Raw genomic sequence first — 22,119 nt, 5'->3', positions numbered from 1 at the left:
TTTATGCATTTGAGAAGATTTACATTAAAATGGTGTATGACAGAAGCAGAGAAGGGAATGCTCATCCGGGAGTTTCTAAAAGTGAAAGGGATCTCTAAAGCTGCTTTGACAGATATAAAGTTCCAAGGCGGGGCAATTGAAGTTGACGGTAAGCATGCGACAGTGCGGCACGTATTACAGACTGGGGAAGAATTACAAGTGTTCTTTCCAGTTGAGGAGAGAAGCGAAGGAATGCTTGCTGAAAATATTCCTTTACACGTCCTATATGAGGATGAATCTGTACTGGTGATGAATAAAGAGCCATACATGTCTACGATTCCGTCTAGGGAACACCCAGCAGGAAGTGTCGCCAATGCGCTACTTTATCATTATAATAAGCAGAATCTCGCAAGTACAGTGCATATCGTAACGCGACTCGACCGTGATACGTCAGGACTTATGCTGATTGCAAAAAATCGTTTCATTCACCACCTTTTATCAAAACAGCATCAGCAAAAGCAAGTAAAACGAACTTACGAAGCAATCGTTCATGGAGAATTGATAGAAGCATCAGGAACGATTGATGCGCCAATTGGAAGAAAAGATGATAGTATTATTGAACGAATTGTATGTGAAGACGGCCAAAGGGCAGTTACGCATTTTCAAGTGCTAGAGAGATTTTCTGATAAGACGCGAGTTTCATTGCAGTTAGAAACAGGAAGAACGCATCAAATTCGTGTACATATGGCATATTTAGGCCATTCGCTATTAGGAGATGGCTTGTATGGAGGGAGTAAGTCGCAGATAGGGCGACAAGCGCTCCATAGTACGAGTTTAACGTTCTATCATCCTATTTTAGAAAAACAGATGACATTTCATGCGGATGTGCCGGAAGATATGAAAGAATTATTGAAATAAGCTGCCTTGAGTATTGAAGTGACCGAAAAAAGTTAGACAGGTTATTTCATTAGGTAGCTTTTGGGGCATGGGCCTGGGTATTGTACCGGGCTCATGCCCTTTCGTTCTGTCTTAATTCTTTTATGGTATGTATGATTTACTTTGTGTCCGCGATTCGTAAGTTCATCACGAATATGACGATAAACATAAAGCCCTTCAAGTTCGTTATAAATGGCTTGAATTACCCCTTTTAGTTCTCCATCTGGATCAGGACGATCGAATTTTTTATCCAATAATAATACGTGCTTCGTGGAATACATATTCACTATATATTGTTTTTATAACGAACTCTACATGGAATATTATATTCATATTAAGTTATTAGGAACACCCAATGTTGTTTCACAACTGAAAGGAATTTGAAAAAAAACTGAAACTTTTCTCATTAAAATTCAATCTTACTTAAAAAATGAAAGAAAAGTGAAATTTTCCAAAAGAAATTCTTTGTTAAAATAAAAAGCATAAATAAAAAAAGTGTTGACATATGGAGAAGAATGTACTTTTTCAAGATGTAGTGGGGGAAAAAATGAGATTAGAAAAACAATTAATAAAAAAGACATATTATGAAACATTCCTAATGGAGAATGAAACAAATCCACCTCTTCAAGTACTTGGGGAAGCATATTTAAACGAACAAAAAAATGAGATTTCCGATGGATCTTATATTCGTTTTGCACAGGGTGAATTTTATTATCACCATCAAGATTTTGAAACAGCTATTTTTAAATGGGAGAAAGTCAGTAATGAATTAGCGCCATGGGCACAAAAAAATATTGCGGATGCTTATTTCGAACTTGACCAATTATCAGTTGCTGAAAATGTTTATACCTCGATTACTACTGATAACAAAATACTTATGACTGAAATTGTACTGCAATTACTGTCTCTTTACATCGAGCAAAATAATCTTGATTCAGCTTTCGGTGTTATTAAAGAAGCGGTTTCTTTAAATCCCGATTATCCAAACGTCACAACAATTGCACGTTCCTTTTATGAAGAACAGCAGGATTTTGACAGTGCAGTAGAGCTTGCTGTGAATGAGTTAATTCGAACAGAATCTTTTCCATGGTTTGAGGTTCTAAAAGAATATATCGATAAAGGATTTACTAAAAATCTTTCACCAGACTATTTTTATCAAGTATTAGCTACATTAAATAATGTAGATCAAGTACAATTTACGCAAATTGTTTCATCGCTTTGGCACAGCTATAAAAATGAACAAAATTACTTATTATGGCTTAAAACAATAAATGAATTTTTATTACATATTGAAATACATTCGTCCGATAGATGGGACGAAATTTCTGCTCTTTACGAAGAAACGTACTTTGAATTAATTCAAGGTCAATATATGCTAAGACAATTACAGGATATCATTCCTAACTTCTTAACAAATTGGTTAAAGATAGCCAATCCGTCTCATTCTGTATTTCCATCTGCAGCAGTATTGGCATGGAATGAGAGTTTCCCTTCCAAAATAGATTCAGAAAATATAAAACATGCGGCAAGCCTACTGTCATATTCTATTAATCATGTGAATGGCTTAGAGCATAGTTTACATCTTTTTGAATCTATTACACAGTGGGCACAAAAACATGATTTAGAAATGGGTCATCGATTTAGATGGTTAGTTGGTGAGCTTGCAGATTTAAGAACAAATCGCCTTTTAGTAACTGGAACTTCAGGAAATGGAAAAGCTTCATTTATTAACTCTATACTAGGAGAAAATATATTAGAAAACTCAATCTCAAATGTAGTTGTCTTTAAAAATGACGCTCATACAGAAATTAACGCGATAACAGATGCAGCAATTACAACAACTGAGAATTTCTCGGATTTCTATAACATGATGTCCATGCATCGCCAAACATATAGAGATAGAGCATGTGTTGAATTTAAATTACCATGTAGATTTTTAGGTAAAAATAAACTTACATTCGTTGTTGCACCTAGCTTTAATAGGAACAACGACACTAGAGATGAGATATTCGAATATTTGAATTCTGTAGACGAATTATTATTCGTATTGAATGCGGATTCACCTTTTACTGATAAAGAACGTGACATTCTATTAAGTATCCAAGAACATATACCAAATCTACAAATTCATTTCTTATTAAATAAAATCGATAACATTTATAGTGAAGTAGAAGTGAATAGAGTTATACATGATACGCAAGCGAGAATAAACGCATATTTTCCGTATGCGAGAGTTTTCCCTTACTCTTCGTTATATACAAACAGTCAACAACTAAATGATTTAACTGAGTTTATCCATTTTAACTTTAACCATAAAAACATCGATGCAGAACGTACTGAAAAGCTATTGTTTTTCATTCGAAAAACAATTACATATCTTTTGGATAAACGCGTCGAGATGGAAAATGATCTAGTGGATTCTATTAATTGGAATGAAGATATGTTAGTTAAACTAAATGGTTGTATTAATAACCTTACTGCTTTTGAGAAGGAAAAAATTCATTTAATTACAGAATCATATCGTACAATGAAAAACGAAATTACGAATGATCTTACAGAACATATTCCGAAACTATTACAGAGTTGTTCTGATTTAATTAGTGAAGAAAGCGATTTTGGGCACATTGATATTGAACTAAATACAGCGATGAACGAAAGAGTTCAAAAATATCTAGAACAAACTGTGTTACCTAATCTTGCTCGCTCTATGCAAAATTGGATTGCAACTTCTAATAACGAGTTCCTTCAAAGTCAATCGTACTTAGAAGAAATCAGTGAAGGACTTAATTCTTTATGTGGAGAAAATCGAATACAATTAGAATGTGACTTTAAAGTGCTTGATGACTGGCGCAGAGATACTGATAGAATGACAACTAGAATACAAATGGAAGAAGTAAATATCTTACGCCGATTTACACCAGCACAATTTTTACTGAAAAGTGCCGGTAAATTATTTGGAGTTCTTCCTAAAAATAAAGCTATGCTATATAACAAATACAAACAGTATTTAGAAAATGAAGATTATACAGATGTAACGGCTTCTATTATGAACAAATTTTTCTTGCAATTTGAGCTGTTTGAAAACGCACTAGAGCGAGATATTAATATATTCTTTAGAAATCCATTTGGCTCATTGAAACAAGCTGTAGAAAACACTCATTTAGAAATACAAGAAAAACAAGATACACTGCATAAAATGAAATCAAATCCTGAAGTTTATCATGATTCTATAACGCTCTTTGAATTGAGATTACGTCAATGTGAAGTGATCTTAAATATAGGTGAGGATAATTCCTATACAGATTTAACTTTAGAAACAAGCATAGAATAAACGTAAAGTAACTCCAAAATCTACAATAAAAGTTGATTTTGGAGTTGTTTTTTATTTCCTTTTCTTTTTTTGGCACTCTGCATTTAGACGGTAAATCCTTTAAACGCGGCAAGACTTTATTATGTAATTGCACGGAATTTTTCTGGTACAAAGGGCATCGAAGAAGGAACTGAAACAGTTTCCATCTCTGGATAACGCAGTCCTGTTAATTTCCCGCCAAATACAGCACCTGTATCAATATTTACCGTATGATTTACAAAACGGGGTTCTGCGACAGGTGTATGTCCATATACAATCCACGCTTCCCCTTCATAATGCTTCGCCCAATCACGGCGGACAGGTGAACCATCGGGATGTTTTTCTCCTGTAATGTCACCGTATAATACGAAAGTTTGGACTTTCTTATCAGTCCTTCCAATATAATCTTGGCGAATACCAGCGTGACAGACAATGAGTTTACCGTTATCTAATACATGGTAGAGAGGAGATTGTTCATATAAATCAATAAACTTTTTCTGCACTATTTTTTGCTCACGAGTAGGTAATGCTTCATATTCAGCGACAGTTGTTTCTAAACCATGTGATACTTGTACTTTACGTCCAATAAAATAACGATACAGTTTGTTGCAATGATTCCCAGGAGCATAATAGGCTTCTTTTTTATTCATAACAAGCTCCCACACAATTTCAATCATGCGAAGGGATGCCGGGCCACGGTCAGTAATATCTCCGACAAAAGCAAGCTGTCTCTTCTCTGGATGGACAGGAAGACCGCTATCCCAGTTATAACCGAGCTGCTTTGTTAATGATTGAAACTCTTCTAAACAGCCGTGGATATCTCCGATAATGTCGTACTTCATATTGTAACCCCCATTTCAAGTTTTTCTTAGTATACCTAAAGTGGATATAGAAAAAACCATATCCAAGTGGATATGGTTAGTCAAACATAAATGTTTTCGTTCGCGATCGTACGTTCAGTATGAAGCCAATCGCAATCATATATGTTAGTAAGGAACTACCTCCATAACTCATAAGAGGAAGCGTAATCCCTGTAATTGGAAGTAATCCAATCGTCATCCCGATATTTTGGAATACTTGGAATGTAAACATCCCAATCGTTCCTGCACATAAATAGCTACCGAATGGATCATTACTTTCTAAAGCAATATGAATCATTCGATAAATAAGAAGGAAGAAAAGTGAAATAACAACACTTGCCCCTAAAAATCCGAATTGCTCGGCAATGTTTGTAAAAATAAAATCGGTATGCGGTTCCGGGAAATATACTTGACCATTTTCCCAACCCTTACCATGCAATTCACCTGATCCAGTTGCTAAAACAGATTGCCTCAACTGATATCCTTGCGTTTCGTATTCATATGGTGCTAGCCAGCCGTAAAAACGATCTAATTGATATTCTTTTAAAATATGTTCTTTAAAGAATGCTGTATGTTCAAAATAAATATACGTTAGCGTAGAAGCAGCTGCTACTACGATTCCAGCTAAGCCGAAAATAAAGCGCCAGCGTACACCTGAAACTAAAATCATTGCTGCAATCATCGCTGAAATAACCATTGTATTTCCTAAATCAGGTTCTTTCGCAATTAAAAGTAGCGGCGGTAAACTTGCGCCGAATATTTTCCCAAGTAAAATTAAATCCTCGCGTGGAGAGCGAAACGGATATTTTTCATTATGATTGACGATAATGCGGCCAATAACAATGATTAAAAATAATTTCATAATCTCGGAAGGCTGGAAGTTACCAAGACCTGGCACACTGTACCAAGCAGTAGCACCTTTAATTGTTACAGCTCCAGGGATTTTTAATTCAAGCCCAATAAGTAAAATCATCGCAAATCCATACAAATACCAAGCAATTTGCTTATATCGGTCAAAATCAATAACCATAATTGCAACAACTGCGATGGATCCAATGACATACCATTGAATTTGTTTTGCTACAAAGTCTACTTTTTGTAAGGCTGGTGGTAAAGATGGTTGAGCACTTGCAATGGCAAAACAACTAACAATTGCAATTGCGAGTACAATCAGGATCAATATGTAATCTATTCGATATTGGGAATTCTTGTCTTTCACCGTACGTAGTCCTTTCTATTACTCTTTGTGAAATGAAAAAAAGACGCTATTACCATATTAGCGGATTTTGAGTGGTTTGCAAATATGTTGTTTTGATTTTGATTGTGAGATGTTAGATTATATAAATATAAATAGAGATAAAACCTTTCTTTTTTAGATGGGAGAGAGGATCCGCCCGTGGATAGAAGCGGTCAGTGCCTATTTTAGCCCCATGCCATGTTTAAAATAAAGGAAGAAAATGAGTGCGGTTCCCCTTTTATCTTTCATATTCGCAATCTATATAGCAAGTACATGTAACATAAGAAAGATTGAAATTATATCATTGCAGGAAAGTGAAAGAGCAAAAGAGAAGTAAAGAACCAGTCATACTAATAATTTTGTTTTGCCTTATTTTGAATTTGTGATATGATATAAATATATTACCAGGTACTAATAACTGATGGTTATTTAATAAATTTAGGGGGATAAATAAATGAATCTTCTCAACTTAAAAGGAAAAAACATTATCGTAATGGGAGTTGCGAACCAACGAAGCATCGCTTGGGGAATTGCTCGTTCACTACATGAGGCAGGAGCAAATTTAATTTTTACATATGCAGGTGAGCGTCTAGAAAAGAACGTACGTGACCTAGCAGAATCATTAGAAGGACAACAATCACTTGTTTTACCATGTGATGTAACAAACGATGAAGATATTGCACGTTGCTTCCAATCGATTAAAGAAGAAGTTGGAGTTGTTCACGGATTAGCACACTGCATCGCATTCGCAAATCGTGATGACTTAAAAGGTGAATTCGTTGATACATCTCGCGATGGATTCTTACTTGCACAAAACATTAGCTCATTCTCATTAACAGCTGTAGCAAGAGCTGCGAAGCCATTAATGACAGAAGGCGGCAGCATCGTAACATTAACATACCTTGGCGGAGAGCGCGTTGTATCAAACTACAACGTAATGGGCGTTGCAAAAGCATCACTTGACGCAAGTGTAAGATACTTAGCAAACGACCTAGGACAACACAACATTCGCGTAAACTCTGTATCAGCAGGTCCAATCCGTACGCTATCAGCAAAAGGTGTTGGCGACTTTAACAGCATCTTAAAACAAATCGAAGAACGTGCACCACTTCGTCGTAACGTAACACAAGAAGAAGTTGGAAACACAGCGTTATTCTTATTCAGTGATCTAGCAACTGGAGTTACTGGTGAGAACATTCATGTGGATTCTGGGTATCATATTTTAGGGTAATACATTTTTAAATTAAAGAGGAAGCAGCCGACTGGAAACAGCTGGCTGTTTTTTTGTGCGTGGCATGCTAAGTTGAAGCTTAACGAGGAACAATTTATGTTGCATGGAGGACAACAAATAGAATCAGTTGTCTACTTTATAAATATATAATTTGTACAGGATTCAGCAAGTACAGTATCACTATAGGCGGTATATATATCATACTTAAAAAGTAAAATGGATAAAGAGGTATGTGTATACTGCTATTCATAGGGAATTATCTACTATAAATTAAAGTTTCTTTTTACAAGAAGGAGGTTCGGTTATGAAAGAAATTTTCAAGCGTATTTATCAAAATAATTTATGGGGAGGAAAACAATCTGTATCTGGACCTGGATCAGATGTTGAACAGACTGAAACCATTGTAACGCAAATTCCTAATTTAATTCATAATTTTAAAATTAAAACTATGTTAGATGCGCCTTGTGGGGATTTTAACTGGATGACACATATTAATTTAAATGTAGACTATACAGGGGTTGATATTGTTCCGGAGTTAATCGAAAAAAACAATAAAATGTATGCTAACCCAAAAAGAAAATTCCTCTATTCGGATATTACTCGGGACCCTCTTGCTAAGGTAGATCTAATTCTTTGTCGAGATTGTCTTGTACATTTCTCGTTTCAGGATATTCAACTAGCACTGCATAATTTTAGAAGAAGCGGTTCAAAATATCTTCTTACTACAACATTTACTCGAATAGAAAGTAATATAGATATAGTTACAGGAGATTGGCGTCCTTTAAACTTTGAAAGACCACCTTTTAACTTTACAAAACCTTTGTTCATTATTAATGAAAATTGTACTGAGAATAATCTGCGATATTCAGATAAGTCCTTAGCGCTGTGGGAAACGGAGAGTATACCTCCCTGCTAAGTGTAGAATACCTTAATCTTAAAATAGAGAAAGATGGAACTTTACATTAAGAAAGGGGACTATCAAAATGGATGATTCTCAGTTCTTTATTTTTACCGGAAATGAGAAATTCTACGCACAGAATCTATTTCACTCTGTTAAAAATTCCTTTACGTATGAGTTTTTGGTAAAGCCCCGAGCCGTTCATAAAATAGATAGAGAGTCTCAAAAAGGTTGCTCTGGCACCTTTGGACAAAGATATTTAATTAGTGCAGAATATGGTGGGGATGAAGAAACAGCAGGGGTAGGAGTATCTGTAGGGACAAATGGAATATCTGTTTATGAGCATTCGGTCAATTATCTACCTGCAACTCTAGTTTTCCAAGGTTTCATCTCTGATTGGACGCATGTAACAGTAGTATATGAAGATCGGACCCCTACTCTCTATATAAATGGAGAATTAATAAAAAGAGGATTACCTAGTACAAAAGCTAATGTCCTAGCATCGGGAGTTTTTGGTGGACTTGATCCCTATGGTTTTTTTATTGGGCAGCTAAAATATATTAGAATATGGGATTATCCAAAATCAGCAAAACAAATTAAGGAAATTTTGACTCAAAAGCTAAAGAATAAAGAGAAGGGTTTAGTTGGTTATTGGGAATTTCAGCGTGACTCTTCTGAGGGTTTAGTATTTAGTAATCATAAATTGAACGATATACCGAGAAGAGGGATTTTATTTGTTATGAATCCTATAGGTGGGGGAACTGAACACTATCAAAACTTATATATAGAGAAAAATAAACATAAGTATGAAATTTATAAATTATGGTTAAATTATAATACTTTTCATATCAAAAATATAAATAATGAATTTAATCAATCGTACAATTTTAAATCTTATAATTTTACGATTGAAAAATTTCGAAATATATTGAGTATATTGGATATTGAGTTAATCTATATTAATCACTTGATTCTTTTTCCTATACCATTATTAATGAATCTTATTCAGGATTCTGGCGTAGACTATATTTATTTTATACATGATTTTTATTGTGTATGTCCTCTAGTGAATCTAATAAATAGTGATGGAATATACTGTAATAATGAAACGGATGAATTTATATGTCAAAATTGTTTGAATAAAAGTAAAGCTATAAACATTAAGAATTGGAGAGAGAATTTTTTATCTTTTTTACAAGGGGCCAAAAAGGTAATTGCTCCAAGTAATAGTACAAAAGAAATGATACAGAAACATTTTCCGCTTGTTCATATAGATGTTAAGGAGCATTCTCTATCTAGTACTGTTCGTTATACCTTCAATCCTCAATTTGCAAATGAAGAAAAACTTAATATAGCGTTTGTGGGATATAATTATTATATTAAAGGATCCCATATTTTGTATGAGTTGAAAGATGCTATAGAAAGAGAAAAACTGCCTATCTATATAAAAGTCATTGGTTCAACAGATAGACATCAGAGTTTTAGAAGTACAGATGGGAAATTTATTGTAACAGGACCCTACGATAATACTCAAATCTCGGATCTTCTTGCAAGTCATAAGGTATCTCTTACCATAATGTCTTCTATCTGTCCTGAAACTTTTTCTTATACAACAACTGAAGCTATGTTCTCTGGTTATCCTGTTATAACTTTTGATATGGGGGCACCAGCTGAACGAGTTAGAAGGTATAATGGAGGCTGGATTTTAGAATCTGTAAATAGTACTAGTATTTTGCAACTTTTAAAACAACTGTTGAATAACCGGAATGAAATCTTGGAAAAGGCAAATAATCTATTAAATATTTCTCAGAATAAACTCTAATTAATAAATCTTTAATAAGGGTGTGTATATATGTCATTAACAAGTATTATCATATTGACTTTAAACAATTTTCAAAAAACTAAAACATGTATAGATAGTATTTATAGATTTACTGGTCAGCCATACGAGTTAATCATGGTTGACAACGGTTCGACAGATGAAACTTTAAAGTACTTGAAAAAACTTTCAGATATCAAGTTAATATGTAATAAGCAGAATAAAGGGTTTGCTGCAGGATGTAATCAAGGTATGAAGATAGCAAAAGGAACACAAATATTATTATTAAACAATGACACAATTGTCTCACATAATTGGCTCTTTAACCTTCTTCAAACGCTAAACTCTGATTCTCAAGTGGGCATGGTAGGACCATTGTCTAATATGACGCTTCCAAAACAGTTATATCGAGTAAACTATGCTAATGAAACAGAATATCATGATTTTGCTCTAAAGCACAATATACATGATGCCTCCAAATGGAAACCAGCAACTATTCTAAGTGGTTTCTGCTTATTATTTAAACGTAAAGTAATGGAACAAATAGGGGAAATGGATGAACAATATATGATAGGAAACTATGAAGATGCTGATTATTGCTATCGAGCATCTCGATGTGGTTTTAGGTTGCTTATAGCAGGTGATACATTTGTTCATCACGATGGAAACTCAACCTTTAAAGATAGCGAGCTGAATATAATATCAATATCTAATGAAAACAGGGCAAAGTTCATAAAAAAGTGGGGCATTGATGCAAATGAATTAATTTAAAGATTAGTTGAAATGATGCAGATAATTTTATAGATTTCTCTCATTTACATGAAACTTGTCACAACACTTATGCATATACAAAAAACATAGAAAATTATACCGTTTCAATTGATAGTAGACACAAACAAACTATATAAGGAAAACCAGTCATTAGTATGTCTTTTGATGCATATGCACAAATTGATTTCACAAGGAAGAATATGTGAAAGCTGATTCCAAATGGTTATGACAGTTTCAAGAGAGAAAAAAGCCTATTCTTATGATTCTTGACAACATATCTCTACAAAGCTGACAATCTGGAGAAGTTTCCCGTGACACAAATGATTTCATAACTTTCAGCTGCATGCCTTGCCACTATGTAACTTCTAGTTAGTTCCTTTATCAAAGACGTGGGATATTACGGTACGAAGAATATGGATGTTAGAAGAAAAGATACATATTGTTCTAGAGGAAATGCTTTTAGGTACGATTACGAAGAATTAAAGAAGATAGTGTGCATTACAAAGGGGAATATCTATATTTTTCTATGCGACATCAAGTTTTTTATATAGCGTCTTTCTGAGTCTAGTTACTTCGCTTTCTAGAATGAATTAATTCATAACTCTTACCTGTAGGCATATTATGTTTTGTGTCACCCACTTTTATGAAATACATGAAAAATTCAAAAGAGGTGTTTTATATGAGTGATTTTATTCAAGAGTTTCATAAACATTTCTATGATAGCTTAGTATGGTCCACAAACAAATGGCTAGGTGTTCCAGTTCACAAATCTCCTTTAGATTTATTTTTATATCAGGAAATAATTTGTGAAATTAAGCCTGATCTTATTATTGAATGTGGGACATATGAGGGAGGAAGCGCTCTGTTTTTTTCATCAATGCTGGATTTAATCCAAAAGGGGCAAGTTCTTTCTATTGACATAGCACCTCAATCTAATCTTCCTACTCACCCACGATTAACTTATTTACGAGCATCTTCAACATCCTCTGAGGCTATGGAAAAAGTACAAAGCATGATTAATCCTGAAGATGTGGTAATGGTAATTTTGGATTCCGATCACAGCAAAGATCATGTGTTAAATGAATTGAAATTATATAGTAAGGTAGTTACTACAGGAAGCTATTTAGTTGTAGAAGATACGAATATAAATGGTCATCCTGTATTACCGAATTGGGGACCAGGGCCAATGGAAGCACTAACAGAATTTTTAAAGGAAAATGATGAGTTTGTCATAGATCAAAGTAAACATAAGTTTTTTGTAACCTTTCATCCTAACGGGTTTTTATACAAGATAAGATGAGAGGTACATGAAAAAGTTTTATGAAAAATTGCTTCTACAAGTTATTTATGCTATACAACTTCCAATCAGCCATGATGTTTTGCTATCAAATGTTTATCTGAAACACTAATGGAATGGTTGAAATGTTAGTTCACATTTAAAATGTTTTACTAGAAAAATGTTAAAAACAGTTCTACTCCCTTGGAATATATATTTACATCGATAAATGAATTTTAGGAGGATTGCTTATGAAATGGATATATTATAATCCTGTATTTGATGTTGATCGTATTAATCCATCTGTTAGGTTTCTTTCAGCATGGAGTGGACATAATAATTTTGCATATGATCTAGTAAGATTTATGAAACCTGAAAAAATAGTTGAATTGGGAACATATTATGGTTCTTCTTTTTATAGTTTTTGTCAAGGGATTAAAGATGAAAAACTTTCAGCTAAATGTTTTGCTATTGATACTTGGCAAGGCGATTTACATGGTGGGCTATATGGAAATGAGGTTTTTGAGACCGTTAATAATATCACAACCCAGTGCTATCCAAGTATAGGGTGTATGATTCGTTCCACATTTGATGATGCATTGAATTCATTTGAAGATGGAAGTATAGATCTATTGCATATTGATGGTTATCATACATTTGAAGCCGTTTCACATGATTTTGAAACATGGTTACCTAAAGTTGCAAAGAAAGGTATAATCCTATTTCATGATATTGCAGTATATGATCGTGATTTTGGAGTATATAAATTATGGGATACTTTAAAACAACAATATCCTTATCTTGAATTTACACATTCGTATGGTTTAGGGGTCTTATTTCCTAAGGGATATGATGAAAAATTTAAAGATATATTTAATAAATCACATGAATTACAAAATAAATATACAGGAAATAATATTTAAAATATCATAAAAACTAATAGAGCTGTTCTATTGATTAGTGAATAAATCCAATATTTAACCGTGTGGAATCTATTTACTCCATAATGAATTTGGAGACCTGTTAAGAGTGATTTGATACTTGTTAAATAAATATTTCCTGCTTCAAAGCTCCTTTGAAGCAGGAAAAAGATAAACAACATAGTGCTAATTCCTAACATCCTGTTGTTTGGGAACTTTTATAAGTAATGTTAGTGCTAAGGAATTACGTGAAAGCAGGAAAGGAATCGAAAAGACGAAGAATAATAACGGTTTCTAGGCATAAACTACCAGTTTATCTATGCTCAAGCGAATTCCTTCCTGCGAAGAACAAAATAGCTTTGAAAAATGGTTGATACAAGTAAAGAAGAATGACATATCTGAAATACAACAATTTATCAAATATATCCGAACAGATATAGAGGTTGTGCAACATGTCTTATCTTATTCTAGGAGTAATAGACTTGTTAAAGGTCATGTTAATCGACTAAAGATTATCAAATGAAGCATATATAGGCGTACGCTATCAAACTACATAATATATTCTTGAAATAATGTTGATTAGGGGTATTATGATACCCTGTATTCCTTCACTAAAATTACAGAACAACTATTTCAACAACGTTATTAACAGTCATGGTATTAATAAAACTTAGAATTACTTTCAACAACGCTTGCTATATGTGGTGGTAAGTGTTTGATTTTAGATTGAAGACGTTTCTGAGCAGCACGACCTAAGTGACGTTTGTTTTCGATATAGTACGCACATATAGAAATTTCATAGTCAAAAAGATAGTCGTAGATGTGGTAATCTACAAAAAGAATATCTTCTTTCGGGAAAGGAATTTCTTTTCCTTGTAATGCATACATCAAACTTATGTTATTTTTTGCTTTCAGTCGATACATTCTTGCAAGGTGGGATAAAGGTTCTGCTCTACAGGGTCTGGACTCCCAAGCATTCTGAAGATAAGTAGTAGCAAGAGCAAAAAATTGTTCTTCCTGATGGATGAAGGTATCTATTTCGGATTGATCAACTTTTGAGTTGTTTTGTTCTGACACTTCGATTAATTGAGCGCGTTGGAAAGCAGCCGTATTTGCCAAACGTTCATAACAGAGACCAATTCGTAAGAGGGCATAAAATACTTCTTCCGCCCATCCGCCCGCTTCCACTCTTTTTTTATACCATTTGATTGCTTCATCTAGTTCATTGAGAGTGGATAATGTTTGTGCTAAGTAAAACATATATCTGATTTTTAAATCGGGCGGGGTTGCTTCATCGTGAATTCCTTCTAATAGCAACCGTTTATCTCGTTCAAATTTATCACTCTTACTCCCACCGTCTCCTTGATCATTGATAATTAGACTATCGAGTTTTTCAACTGTATCAAAGTAAGTAAGCTGATCAGCCTTTAATTTAGAACGATCTAAATCCCAATATTCATGTGTAACTCCAACGGATCGCCATGGTAAAGATGTTTTAAGAAGACGAGAAAGCCAATATTTAATGTGACTATCATATTGCATAGTCAAATAATGATCCTTATCTAAGCTACACTTATCAAAATGAGGTTTAACTTCTAAAACCATATCAGCATCGAGCAACAACAAATAATCAGCCTCTGAATAAGTTTTTTGTGCCAAAGACACTGCTAAACTTCGATTATATCCAAAATTTTTAAAAGGTTCATGGTGCACAGTGCCAGGTATATTATTTTCCCTGCACCAGTTTTCAATAATTTCAGGTGTTCCATCAGTCGAACCTGTATCACAAATCGAAACAAAATCAATGATAGATTTAGTTGGGTTTAAACATCTTTCTATAATTTTTGATTCATTTTTTACAATCATACAAAGACATATTTTCTTTTGTGATTCTATGCGTTTTTTTGTTTTTGATTTATTTTTAGCCACTATTTTCCCCCCCTATTTTATTCGAAAGATTTTATTCGTACAACAACATCTGATTTTATATACTTTGAACAAGTGCTAATAAGGAGTTATATGTCTTCTAAAGTATTGTTAATAACTTTCAATCTTACAAATTTCCCTCATTTTAATCATTTGCCTTGCAATCTAATGGGTGCGCTATTGGTATGTGCAACTTCATATACGTAATTAATTACAATGGTAAAGCATGTAAGTATTTTGTTTTACTTTATGTGCGGAAACCATATTAGGCATGCGCTAGATGTATCATATGCAGTAGGCTTTAATTTTGTGAGTCTCTTTAAGCTGACGTTAAAGAGTTATAGGGCTTACTGTAGTAAAAAGTATATTGTCAACATAAATTGTAACGACATTAATGTTATAGAAACGATTATTCTATTGATTGGGACATCAAATATTTTTAGTTGTTTTTATATTTAAGGAAATATAATTTTTGGGAGAGCAAATATTGAAAAACAATATAGATACAGTGGTTGTTGATAATTTAGTTACTGGGTATGAGTATAATATTCCATCAAAAGTTGCCTTCTATCATTTTGATATAAGGGATCCAAATATCGATAAAATCTTCATGGCTGAAAAACCTGATTTTGTGATACATCAAGCGGCACAAGTATCTGTACAGGAATCTGTAAAAAAGCCATTTTACGATTACAGTGAGAACGTAATGGCTACTGTTAATATTCTTCAAGCTTGTATAAAGTATAATGTGAAAAAAATTATTTATGCATCAACTGCTGCTGTATACGGTAATCCCCAATACTTCCCTATTGATGAGAACCATGTTCTTAATCCTGTATCATTTTACGGTTTATCAAAACTGACCAGTGAAGCATATATTCAATTATTTGCAAAGCTTTATGGTTTAAAGTATACAATTCTTAGATATTCCAATGTTTATGGTACAAGGCAGAATACAGATGGAGAGGCTGGTGCCGTTTCCATTTTTATAGATTGTTTATTAAAGAATGATAGTCCAATTATATATGGTAAGGGAAATCAAACACGAGATTTTATTTTTGTTAAAGATGTAGCGCATACTAACTTCTTAGCATTAAAAAATGCTGACAATCAAATATGTAATATAAGTTCGAATCAACAAATTTCAGTCAATGAACTGCTGGATACAATTTATAATTTAATAAAAATAGAAGATAAAAGAATATACAAAGAGGAGAGACCGGGGGACATTATTCATAGTTATTTATCAAAGGATAAAGCTAAAAAACATTTGGATTGGCAACCGAACTGTTCAGTGCTCAAAGGATTAGGGAAAACAATTTCTTTTTTTAATAAAGAATAAAGAAATATTACAACCCAATTATGAAATTGCAAGTAGAATATATTTGATTAATGGAGCTTTCTTATATCTGATGAGAAAGCTCTTTTCTTATGATAGGTATTCTAAAATTTAGTGAATGGTTATTTTTTACATAACATGATGATGAAAACACTTTCTTTATTTTCTGCTTTCAACTATATCGCTTGTACGAAAGACATATATATGTAGATAGTAAATATAATGTGTAAGGGAAATAAAAGATAGGAGTTGTTTAAAGGTATTTGGAAATCTATACGGTTATTCTGAAGTAGGGTAGGTTAGAGCGTAAAAAGCGGTGTGTAGCGAGTATTTTTCTTTATATAAAAGACGAAATAATTGTTTATTAAATGCAGCTAAATGGTGGCTAGAACAATAGTCAGATCTAATTTCACTGTAATCAAGGTGCTGAAGCGGCTGAGGAGAATAAAAAATACTGTTTCTAAATAATAATGTAGCTGTTGCTTCGGTGCAAATGATATTTTCAACTGGCTCTTAAACGGTAAATTTAAGGAGAGTGAATTGGACAATGAGTGAAAATACATTTTTATTTGTTACGTGTGTGAATGATGATCATCTATATGAAAAATGTAAGAGACATATACAATGCTTGTACGTTCCAGAAACGTATACTATAGAATTCTTAGCGGTTCGTAATTCTAAGAGTATGACACAAGGATATAATCAAGCAATGCTACATGATGCTAAGTATAAAATTTATCTACATCAAGATACATTCATTATTTCTCCCCTTTTTTTATTTAACGTATTATCTTTATTTCAAAATGATTCTTCGTTAGGCATGCTTGGAATGATTGGATGTAAAAATATCCCTAAGAGTGGGATATGGTGGGAGGGAAGGGAGACGGTTGGGAAAGTTATTGAGGAGAGAAGAGGAGCTTTTCGCACTCTTACGTTTGATCAGCACGAGCATCGTATACCTTATGTGCCGGTGCAAGCAATAGATGGCCTGTTAATGGTTACACAATATGATTTACCTTGGAGAGAAGACTTGTTTACGGGCTACCACTTTTATGATACTTCGCAGTGTTTAGAGTTTATTAAGAAAGGATATAAAGTAGGGGTGGCAAGTCAATTAGAATCATGGTGTATACATTGTTGCGGGGATGATTTTGATGCACGTTCATATGAAGCATATAGAAAGGTATTTATACAAGAGTATATGCCTTTGCTTATAAAATCATAGATAGTAAAGTGAGAGATTAAATGTGTCAATATTTTCAGATGATAGAACAGCAGAGCGTAAAAACGGTCTAGTAGTTCTTTAATGGAAGGTAAGCTCCTTTACAAGCAAGGAATTAGATAAAGAGGAATATAGAAAAGCATTATGCACATATATAGGGTATGCAGAGAGTTTGCAGGATCCAACTGATAATGTATGGAGATTGAAAGTTGTAGTCTATGAACCAAAAATAAAAATGTCTTAAAGGGGGAGGGATAAAATGAAAGGGATTATCCTTGCCGGTGGAACTGGATCTCGATTGTATCCTATTACAAAGGTCACAAATAAACATTTGCTGCCCGTCGGTCGCTATCCAATGATTTATCACTCTGTATATAAGCTTCGGGAATGCGGTATTACAGATATTATTGTTATTACCGGGAAAGAACATATGGGTGATGTAGTCAATTTTCTTGGCAGTGGAGCTGATTTTGGGGTTTCCTTCACATATCGTGTACAAGAGAAAGCTGGAGGTATTGCCGAAGCACTTGGACTATGCGAAACGTTTGTGGGAAATGAGAAGATGATTGTCATTTTAGGTGATAATGTTTTTTCTGACAGCTTGAAACCGTATGCGGAAAGTTATAGAAAACAAGGGGAAGGGGGAAAAATTTTATTAAAAGAAGTAGATGATCCACAGCGCTTTGGGGTTCCTTATATTCAAGAGGGTAAGATTGTATGCATTGAAGAAAAACCCGTTTTTCCAAAGAGTAACTATGCTGTAATCGGGATTTATATGTATGATAGCAGTGTGTTTTCCATGATTCGTCAGTTAAAACCTTCTCAGCGAGGAGAGTTGGAAGTAACTGATATTAATAACGAATATTTAGCAAGAGGGGTTCTCAACTACGATACACTACAGGGGTGGTGGACGGATGCTGGAACGCACCATTCACTGCATAAAGCGAATACATTAGCGCAGCATGTAGATTTTGGTGATGAGTTTAATAGAGGGGGAGAGAAGGTTTGAAGACGATTCCTGCATCGCTTTCTGATGTTAAGTTCATTGAACCAAGTGTGTTTCATGATGCGCGTGGGTATTTTAAAGAAAGCTATAATGAAAAGGTGCTGCAGCAATTCGGCATCAATCACAAATTTGTACAGGATAATACATCGTATTCAAAGGAAGCGGGTGTAATAAGAGGGCTGCATTTTCAATTGGAACCAAGAGCTCAAACAAAGCTCGTACAGGTTATACAAGGTGCGATTTTCGATGTCATTGTAGATTTGAGGAAGGGATCTCCAACCTATAAGAAATGGCAAACATTTTTGCTGACAGGTGATAATCATCGACTGTTACTTGTACCAAAAGGATTCGCACATGGTTTTTGTACACTCGTTCCTCATACAATTGTACATTACAAAGTAGATGAATTTTACGACGCGTCATGTGATAGTGGAATCGCATGGAATGATGAAGAATTTGCTATTTCATGGCCCGTAAGTAACCCGGTTTTATCAGAAAAAGATGGCATGTTGCCTAAGTTCAACGAAACCACTCATTACTTTCAATTTAAGGAGATATCGACATGAATGTACTAGTCACAGGAGGAGCAGGATTTATCGGTAGTAACTTTGTCCGTCATTTTCTCAAGAAGTATCCTGATTGTCGTGTTATTAATTATGATTTGTTAACATACGCGGGCAATTTATCTAGTATCAAGGATATAGAGTCTCTTAGTAATTATACCTTTATACAAGGGGATATAAGAGATGCTGAGAAAATTCAAGCTGTAATGCAAGAGTACAAAATTGATAGTATCGTGCACTTTGCAGCGGAATCGCATGTAGACAGAAGTATACAAGGTCCTATGCAATTTTATACGACAAACATAGTAGGAACAGCTGTATTATTAGAAGCTGCTAAAACTTTCGGCATTCAGCGATTTCTTCACATTTCAACAGATGAAGTGTACGGATCTTTAGGAGAAACTGGTCATTTTACGGAAGAGACTCCTATCTCACCGAATAGCCCTTATTCTGCTAGTAAAGCCAGTTCGGATTTAATAGCTCTTTCTTATTTCGAAACGTACAAACTTCCTGTAATTGTTACACGCTGTTCTAACAATTATGGTCCATATCAATATCCAGAGAAACTCATTCCGCTTATGATTACAAATGCAATGAAGGATAAAGAACTTCCTGTATACGGGACGGGACAAAACGTGCGGGATTGGCTTCATGTATTCGATCATTGCACAGCAATTGATTTAGTTCTGCATAATGGGAGAGACGGAGAAATATATAATGTTGGAGGCAATAATGAAAAGAGAAACATAGAGATTGTGGAAACGATTTTAGAAAAACTCGGAAAATCAAAGAGTATGATATCATTCGTCCCAGACCGCCTTGGTCATGATTGGCGGTACGCGATTGATTCGTCTAAGTTACAGAGAGAACTGGGGTGGAAGCCGATATATTCATTTACAGAAGGCTTGGAGGATACGATAGATTGGTATAGAAAGAATGAGCAATGGTGGAAACCACTGAAAAGTAGGTGAGATAAAGTGAAGGTACTTGTTACAGGAGCAGGAGGTCAGCTTGGTAAAGAATTTGTTGCGTATTTTGCAGGAAAAGGGCATACGCTCTACAGTTTTACAAGAAATGAACTAGATATTACAGATGCAATATCGGTTTTCTCTACTATAAAAAATCTAAATCCTGATCTTGTCCTTCACTGCGCTGCGTATACAAAAGTAGATGCTGCGGAAGAAAATTGGAAAGAAGCATATGCTGTAAATGCATTGGGGACAAGAAACATAGCGGTAGCTTCGGAAGCAATAGGAGCGAAACTTGTTTATTTTAGTACGGATTATGTATTTGATGGAATGCAAACGTTTGATTATCATGAATTTAATCAAACAAATCCTCTTAATGTATATGGTGCTTCTAAGCTAGCAGGGGAAGAAGCAGTAAAAAACTTTCACAGTCGGTACTTTATTATTAGGACCTCTTGGTTGTATGGCAAATACGGCCCAAACTTTGTACGGACAATGCAGACGTTGGCTCAGACAAAAAAGGAGCTAAGTATTGTGTGTGATCAAATTGGGTGTCCTACTTATACAAAAGATCTAGTATGTAAAACTGGAGAGATTATACAAACGAATCAATATGGAACCTACCATGTGTCAAATCAGGGGGAATGTTCTTGGTTTGAGTTTGCTGCTCGTATTTTTCAGGAAATGGGAGCGGATGTTAATGTTATCCCTGTGAAAACAGAAGAATACGGAGCGAAAGCAGAAAGACCACGCTATTCAGTTTTACAGCACCTGTGCCTGGAACTGAATGGTTTTGCTCCTATGAGACAGTGGGAGGAAGCGCTGGGGGAATATTTAATAGAAAGTTCATAATGACAGATGAAAAAGCATTCAAACACAAAACAGGCTGTGGAGAAGATTTTCTCCACAGCCTGTAAATCGTAGTTCCATTACAGAGCTGTGATTTCGTCAATTAATTAGAAAAAATTCTGCACACAACCATCACAACCTCCGCCGGTAGGTTGGAATACGACGTTGTCAATGGATGCGTCACCTACTGATACTCCGAGATTTTGGAAAGAAATGCACGCTGTTGTCGCACCGTCAGGCACACAAACAACGAGAGTGTAATCTTGGAATTGAGCTTGATTTTGATTACCAACTGGTACAATGTGTGGAATAGGATTAAGAGTATTCAGTGAATTAGCAATCTCTCCAGGGTCAGGCGGACATGTCGTTCCCAGTACTCCTGGAAACGTAACTGCAGCTACAAGTATCGTATTAGCTCTTGCATTAGCAGCAAAGGAAAGCGTATAGCAACAACCCGGATCGACAGGGATAGAAGACTGGTGGATACTTCCGCCTGGTGGAAGTAGCGCAGCTTGGAGGCGGCGTGTTGTAGCACTAGTTAAAATGCCACTGTGGGCGAAGTTGTCTGCATTGCTAGCTGTTCCTCCCACTGTTTGAGGAGGTGCTCCCGTCGGCGACCCCGTCGGACTCCAAAATGGAATTGCTCCTGTAGACCCTGCTGAAGGCCCTGTCAATCCTACATCAGCATCAAATCCAGGGTTGTCGAGCAGGTTGGTACATGGACAACAACCTGGTCCGGTAGGTCCAGTGTTACCAGTCGGTCCAGTCGGTCCGGTCGGCCCAGTCGGCCCAGTCGGTCCAGTCGGTCCGGTCGGCCCAGTCGGTCCAGTCGGCCCAGTCGGTCCAGTTGGCCCAGTCGGTCCGGTAGGTCCAGTATTACCTGTTCCAGCAGCTCCAGTTGGCCCAGTCGGTCCGGTAGGCCCAGTCGGTCCAGTTGGCCCAGTCGGTCCGGTAGGTCCAGTATTACCTG

General features: G+C 35.1%; 18 protein-coding genes and 1 pseudogene. 14 read left to right on the top strand and 5 right to left on the bottom strand.

Annotation, left to right across the window (positions count from 1 at the left end; genetic code table 11):
• The first annotated feature begins 9 nt into the window (after nucleotides 1–9).
• Entirely contained in the window at nucleotides 10–897 is an 888-nt protein-coding gene (locus M014_RS0103270; protein ID WP_026590433.1) for an RluA family pseudouridine synthase, read from the top strand.
• A gap of 104 nt (nucleotides 898–1,001) precedes the next feature.
• Here the strand turns inward: M014_RS0103270 and M014_RS0103265 are convergent.
• Nucleotides 1,002–1,192 (bottom strand): annotated as a pseudogene (locus tag M014_RS0103265) (IS3 family transposase); the annotation flags it as partial.
• 270 nt (nucleotides 1,193–1,462) lie between these two features.
• Between M014_RS0103265 and M014_RS0103260 the strand changes: the two are divergent.
• Nucleotides 1,463–4,246 (top strand): dynamin family protein, encoded by a 2,784-nt coding sequence (locus tag M014_RS0103260; protein WP_026590431.1) that lies wholly within the window; start codon nucleotides 1,463–1,465, stop codon nucleotides 4,244–4,246.
• 119 nt (nucleotides 4,247–4,365) lie between these two features.
• On the opposite strand, the gene prpE is transcribed toward M014_RS0103260, so the two are convergent.
• The gene (prpE, locus tag M014_RS0103255) at nucleotides 4,366–5,106 is read right to left on the bottom strand and encodes a bis(5'-nucleosyl)-tetraphosphatase PrpE (protein WP_026590430.1); all 741 of its coding nucleotides are present in this window, start codon (nucleotides 5,104–5,106) and stop codon (nucleotides 4,366–4,368) included.
• Between the two features lie 76 nt (nucleotides 5,107–5,182).
• Nucleotides 5,183–6,343, bottom strand: a complete 1,161-nt coding sequence (locus M014_RS0103250; protein WP_026590429.1) for an FtsW/RodA/SpoVE family cell cycle protein — start codon at nucleotides 6,341–6,343, stop codon at nucleotides 5,183–5,185.
• Nucleotides 6,344–6,815: 472 nt separating this feature from the next.
• Between M014_RS0103250 and fabI the strand changes: the two genes are divergently transcribed.
• The 6 genes from fabI to M014_RS0103220 all read left to right on the top strand — a co-directional run bounded on the left by fabI (nucleotide 6,816) and on the right by M014_RS0103220 (nucleotide 13,279).
• The gene (gene fabI / locus M014_RS0103245; RefSeq protein WP_026590428.1) at nucleotides 6,816–7,592 is read left to right on the top strand and encodes an enoyl-ACP reductase FabI; all 777 of its coding nucleotides are present in this window, start codon (nucleotides 6,816–6,818) and stop codon (nucleotides 7,590–7,592) included.
• 304 nt (nucleotides 7,593–7,896) lie between these two features.
• Complete coding sequence (locus M014_RS0103240) at nucleotides 7,897–8,508, top strand: class I SAM-dependent methyltransferase (protein WP_026590427.1); 612 nt, start codon at nucleotides 7,897–7,899, stop codon at nucleotides 8,506–8,508.
• Between the two features lie 67 nt (nucleotides 8,509–8,575).
• Complete coding sequence (locus tag M014_RS27775) at nucleotides 8,576–10,312, top strand: glycosyltransferase (protein ID WP_081810953.1); 1,737 nt, start codon at nucleotides 8,576–8,578, stop codon at nucleotides 10,310–10,312.
• Between the two features lie 30 nt (nucleotides 10,313–10,342).
• Nucleotides 10,343–11,080 (top strand): glycosyltransferase family 2 protein, encoded by a 738-nt coding sequence (locus tag M014_RS0103230; RefSeq protein ID WP_026590425.1) that lies wholly within the window; start codon nucleotides 10,343–10,345, stop codon nucleotides 11,078–11,080.
• Between the two features lie 679 nt (nucleotides 11,081–11,759).
• Entirely contained in the window at nucleotides 11,760–12,380 is a 621-nt protein-coding gene (locus M014_RS0103225; RefSeq protein ID WP_051588532.1) for a CmcI family methyltransferase, read from the top strand.
• Between the two features lie 227 nt (nucleotides 12,381–12,607).
• Nucleotides 12,608–13,279, top strand: a complete 672-nt coding sequence (locus M014_RS0103220) for a class I SAM-dependent methyltransferase (RefSeq protein WP_026590423.1) — start codon at nucleotides 12,608–12,610, stop codon at nucleotides 13,277–13,279.
• Between the two features lie 657 nt (nucleotides 13,280–13,936).
• Here the strand turns inward: M014_RS0103220 and M014_RS0103215 are convergent.
• A complete protein-coding gene (locus M014_RS0103215; RefSeq protein WP_051588541.1) occupies nucleotides 13,937–15,142 on the bottom strand; it encodes a glycosyltransferase family 2 protein in 1,206 nt (401 codons plus the stop codon).
• 547 nt (nucleotides 15,143–15,689) lie between these two features.
• Between M014_RS0103215 and M014_RS0103210 the strand changes: the two genes are divergently transcribed.
• From M014_RS0103210 to rfbD, 6 genes are all read left to right on the top strand, one after another.
• The gene (locus tag M014_RS0103210; RefSeq protein WP_231503892.1) at nucleotides 15,690–16,544 is read left to right on the top strand and encodes an NAD-dependent epimerase/dehydratase family protein; all 855 of its coding nucleotides are present in this window, start codon (nucleotides 15,690–15,692) and stop codon (nucleotides 16,542–16,544) included.
• Nucleotides 16,545–17,088: 544 nt separating this feature from the next.
• Nucleotides 17,089–17,766, top strand: coding sequence for a glycosyltransferase family protein (locus tag M014_RS0103205; RefSeq protein ID WP_026590420.1), 678 nt, complete (start codon nucleotides 17,089–17,091; stop codon nucleotides 17,764–17,766).
• Nucleotides 17,767–18,022: 256 nt separating this feature from the next.
• Entirely contained in the window at nucleotides 18,023–18,772 is a 750-nt protein-coding gene (locus M014_RS0103200; protein WP_026590419.1) for a sugar phosphate nucleotidyltransferase, read from the top strand.
• Complete coding sequence (gene rfbC / locus M014_RS0103195; protein WP_026590418.1) at nucleotides 18,769–19,335, top strand: dTDP-4-dehydrorhamnose 3,5-epimerase; 567 nt, start codon at nucleotides 18,769–18,771, stop codon at nucleotides 19,333–19,335. The genes M014_RS0103200 and rfbC overlap by 4 nt, the downstream gene beginning before the upstream one ends.
• Nucleotides 19,332–20,303: a dTDP-glucose 4,6-dehydratase gene (rfbB, locus tag M014_RS0103190; RefSeq protein WP_026590417.1), complete on the top strand. Its 972-nt coding sequence runs from the start codon at nucleotides 19,332–19,334 to the stop codon at nucleotides 20,301–20,303. Before rfbC ends, rfbB begins: the two co-directional genes overlap by 4 nt.
• A 6-nt stretch (nucleotides 20,304–20,309) precedes the next feature.
• Nucleotides 20,310–21,152 (top strand): dTDP-4-dehydrorhamnose reductase, encoded by an 843-nt coding sequence (gene rfbD / locus M014_RS0103185; protein ID WP_026590416.1) that lies wholly within the window; start codon nucleotides 20,310–20,312, stop codon nucleotides 21,150–21,152.
• Between the two features lie 104 nt (nucleotides 21,153–21,256).
• On the opposite strand, the gene M014_RS29510 is transcribed toward rfbD, so the two are convergent.
• On the bottom strand, nucleotides 21,257–22,119 hold an 863-nt coding region (locus M014_RS29510; RefSeq protein ID WP_026590415.1), incomplete at its 5' end, for a hypothetical protein.

The sequence above is a fragment of the Bacillus sp. UNC437CL72CviS29 genome (genome assembly GCF_000482345.1).
Taxonomy (GTDB): domain Bacteria; phylum Bacillota; class Bacilli; order Bacillales; family Bacillaceae_G; genus Bacillus_A; species Bacillus_A arachidis.
This window is presented reverse-complemented; position numbering and strand designations above follow the sequence as displayed.

What these genes read in the sequence shown, in the direction of transcription:
- M014_RS0103215 (WP_051588541.1), bottom strand. Translation starts at nt 15,142, where the DNA reads ATGATTGTAAAAAATGAATCAAAAATTATAGAAAGATGTTTAAACCCA.
- M014_RS0103230 (WP_026590425.1), top strand. Translation starts at nt 10,343, where the DNA reads ATGTCATTAACAAGTATTATCATATTGACTTTAAACAATTTTCAAAAA.
- M014_RS27775 (WP_081810953.1), top strand. Translation starts at nt 8,576, where the DNA reads ATGGATGATTCTCAGTTCTTTATTTTTACCGGAAATGAGAAATTCTAC.
- M014_RS0103260 (WP_026590431.1), top strand. Translation starts at nt 1,463, where the DNA reads ATGAGATTAGAAAAACAATTAATAAAAAAGACATATTATGAAACATTC.
- M014_RS0103205 (WP_026590420.1), top strand. Translation starts at nt 17,089, where the DNA reads ATGAGTGAAAATACATTTTTATTTGTTACGTGTGTGAATGATGATCAT.
- M014_RS0103225 (WP_051588532.1), top strand. Translation starts at nt 11,760, where the DNA reads ATGAGTGATTTTATTCAAGAGTTTCATAAACATTTCTATGATAGCTTA.
- M014_RS0103240 (WP_026590427.1), top strand. Translation starts at nt 7,897, where the DNA reads ATGAAAGAAATTTTCAAGCGTATTTATCAAAATAATTTATGGGGAGGA.
- fabI (WP_026590428.1), top strand. Translation starts at nt 6,816, where the DNA reads ATGAATCTTCTCAACTTAAAAGGAAAAAACATTATCGTAATGGGAGTT.
- M014_RS0103220 (WP_026590423.1), top strand. Translation starts at nt 12,608, where the DNA reads ATGAAATGGATATATTATAATCCTGTATTTGATGTTGATCGTATTAAT.
- prpE (WP_026590430.1), bottom strand. Translation starts at nt 5,106, where the DNA reads ATGAAGTACGACATTATCGGAGATATCCACGGCTGTTTAGAAGAGTTT.
- rfbB (WP_026590417.1), top strand. Translation starts at nt 19,332, where the DNA reads ATGAATGTACTAGTCACAGGAGGAGCAGGATTTATCGGTAGTAACTTT.
- M014_RS0103200 (WP_026590419.1), top strand. Translation starts at nt 18,023, where the DNA reads ATGAAAGGGATTATCCTTGCCGGTGGAACTGGATCTCGATTGTATCCT.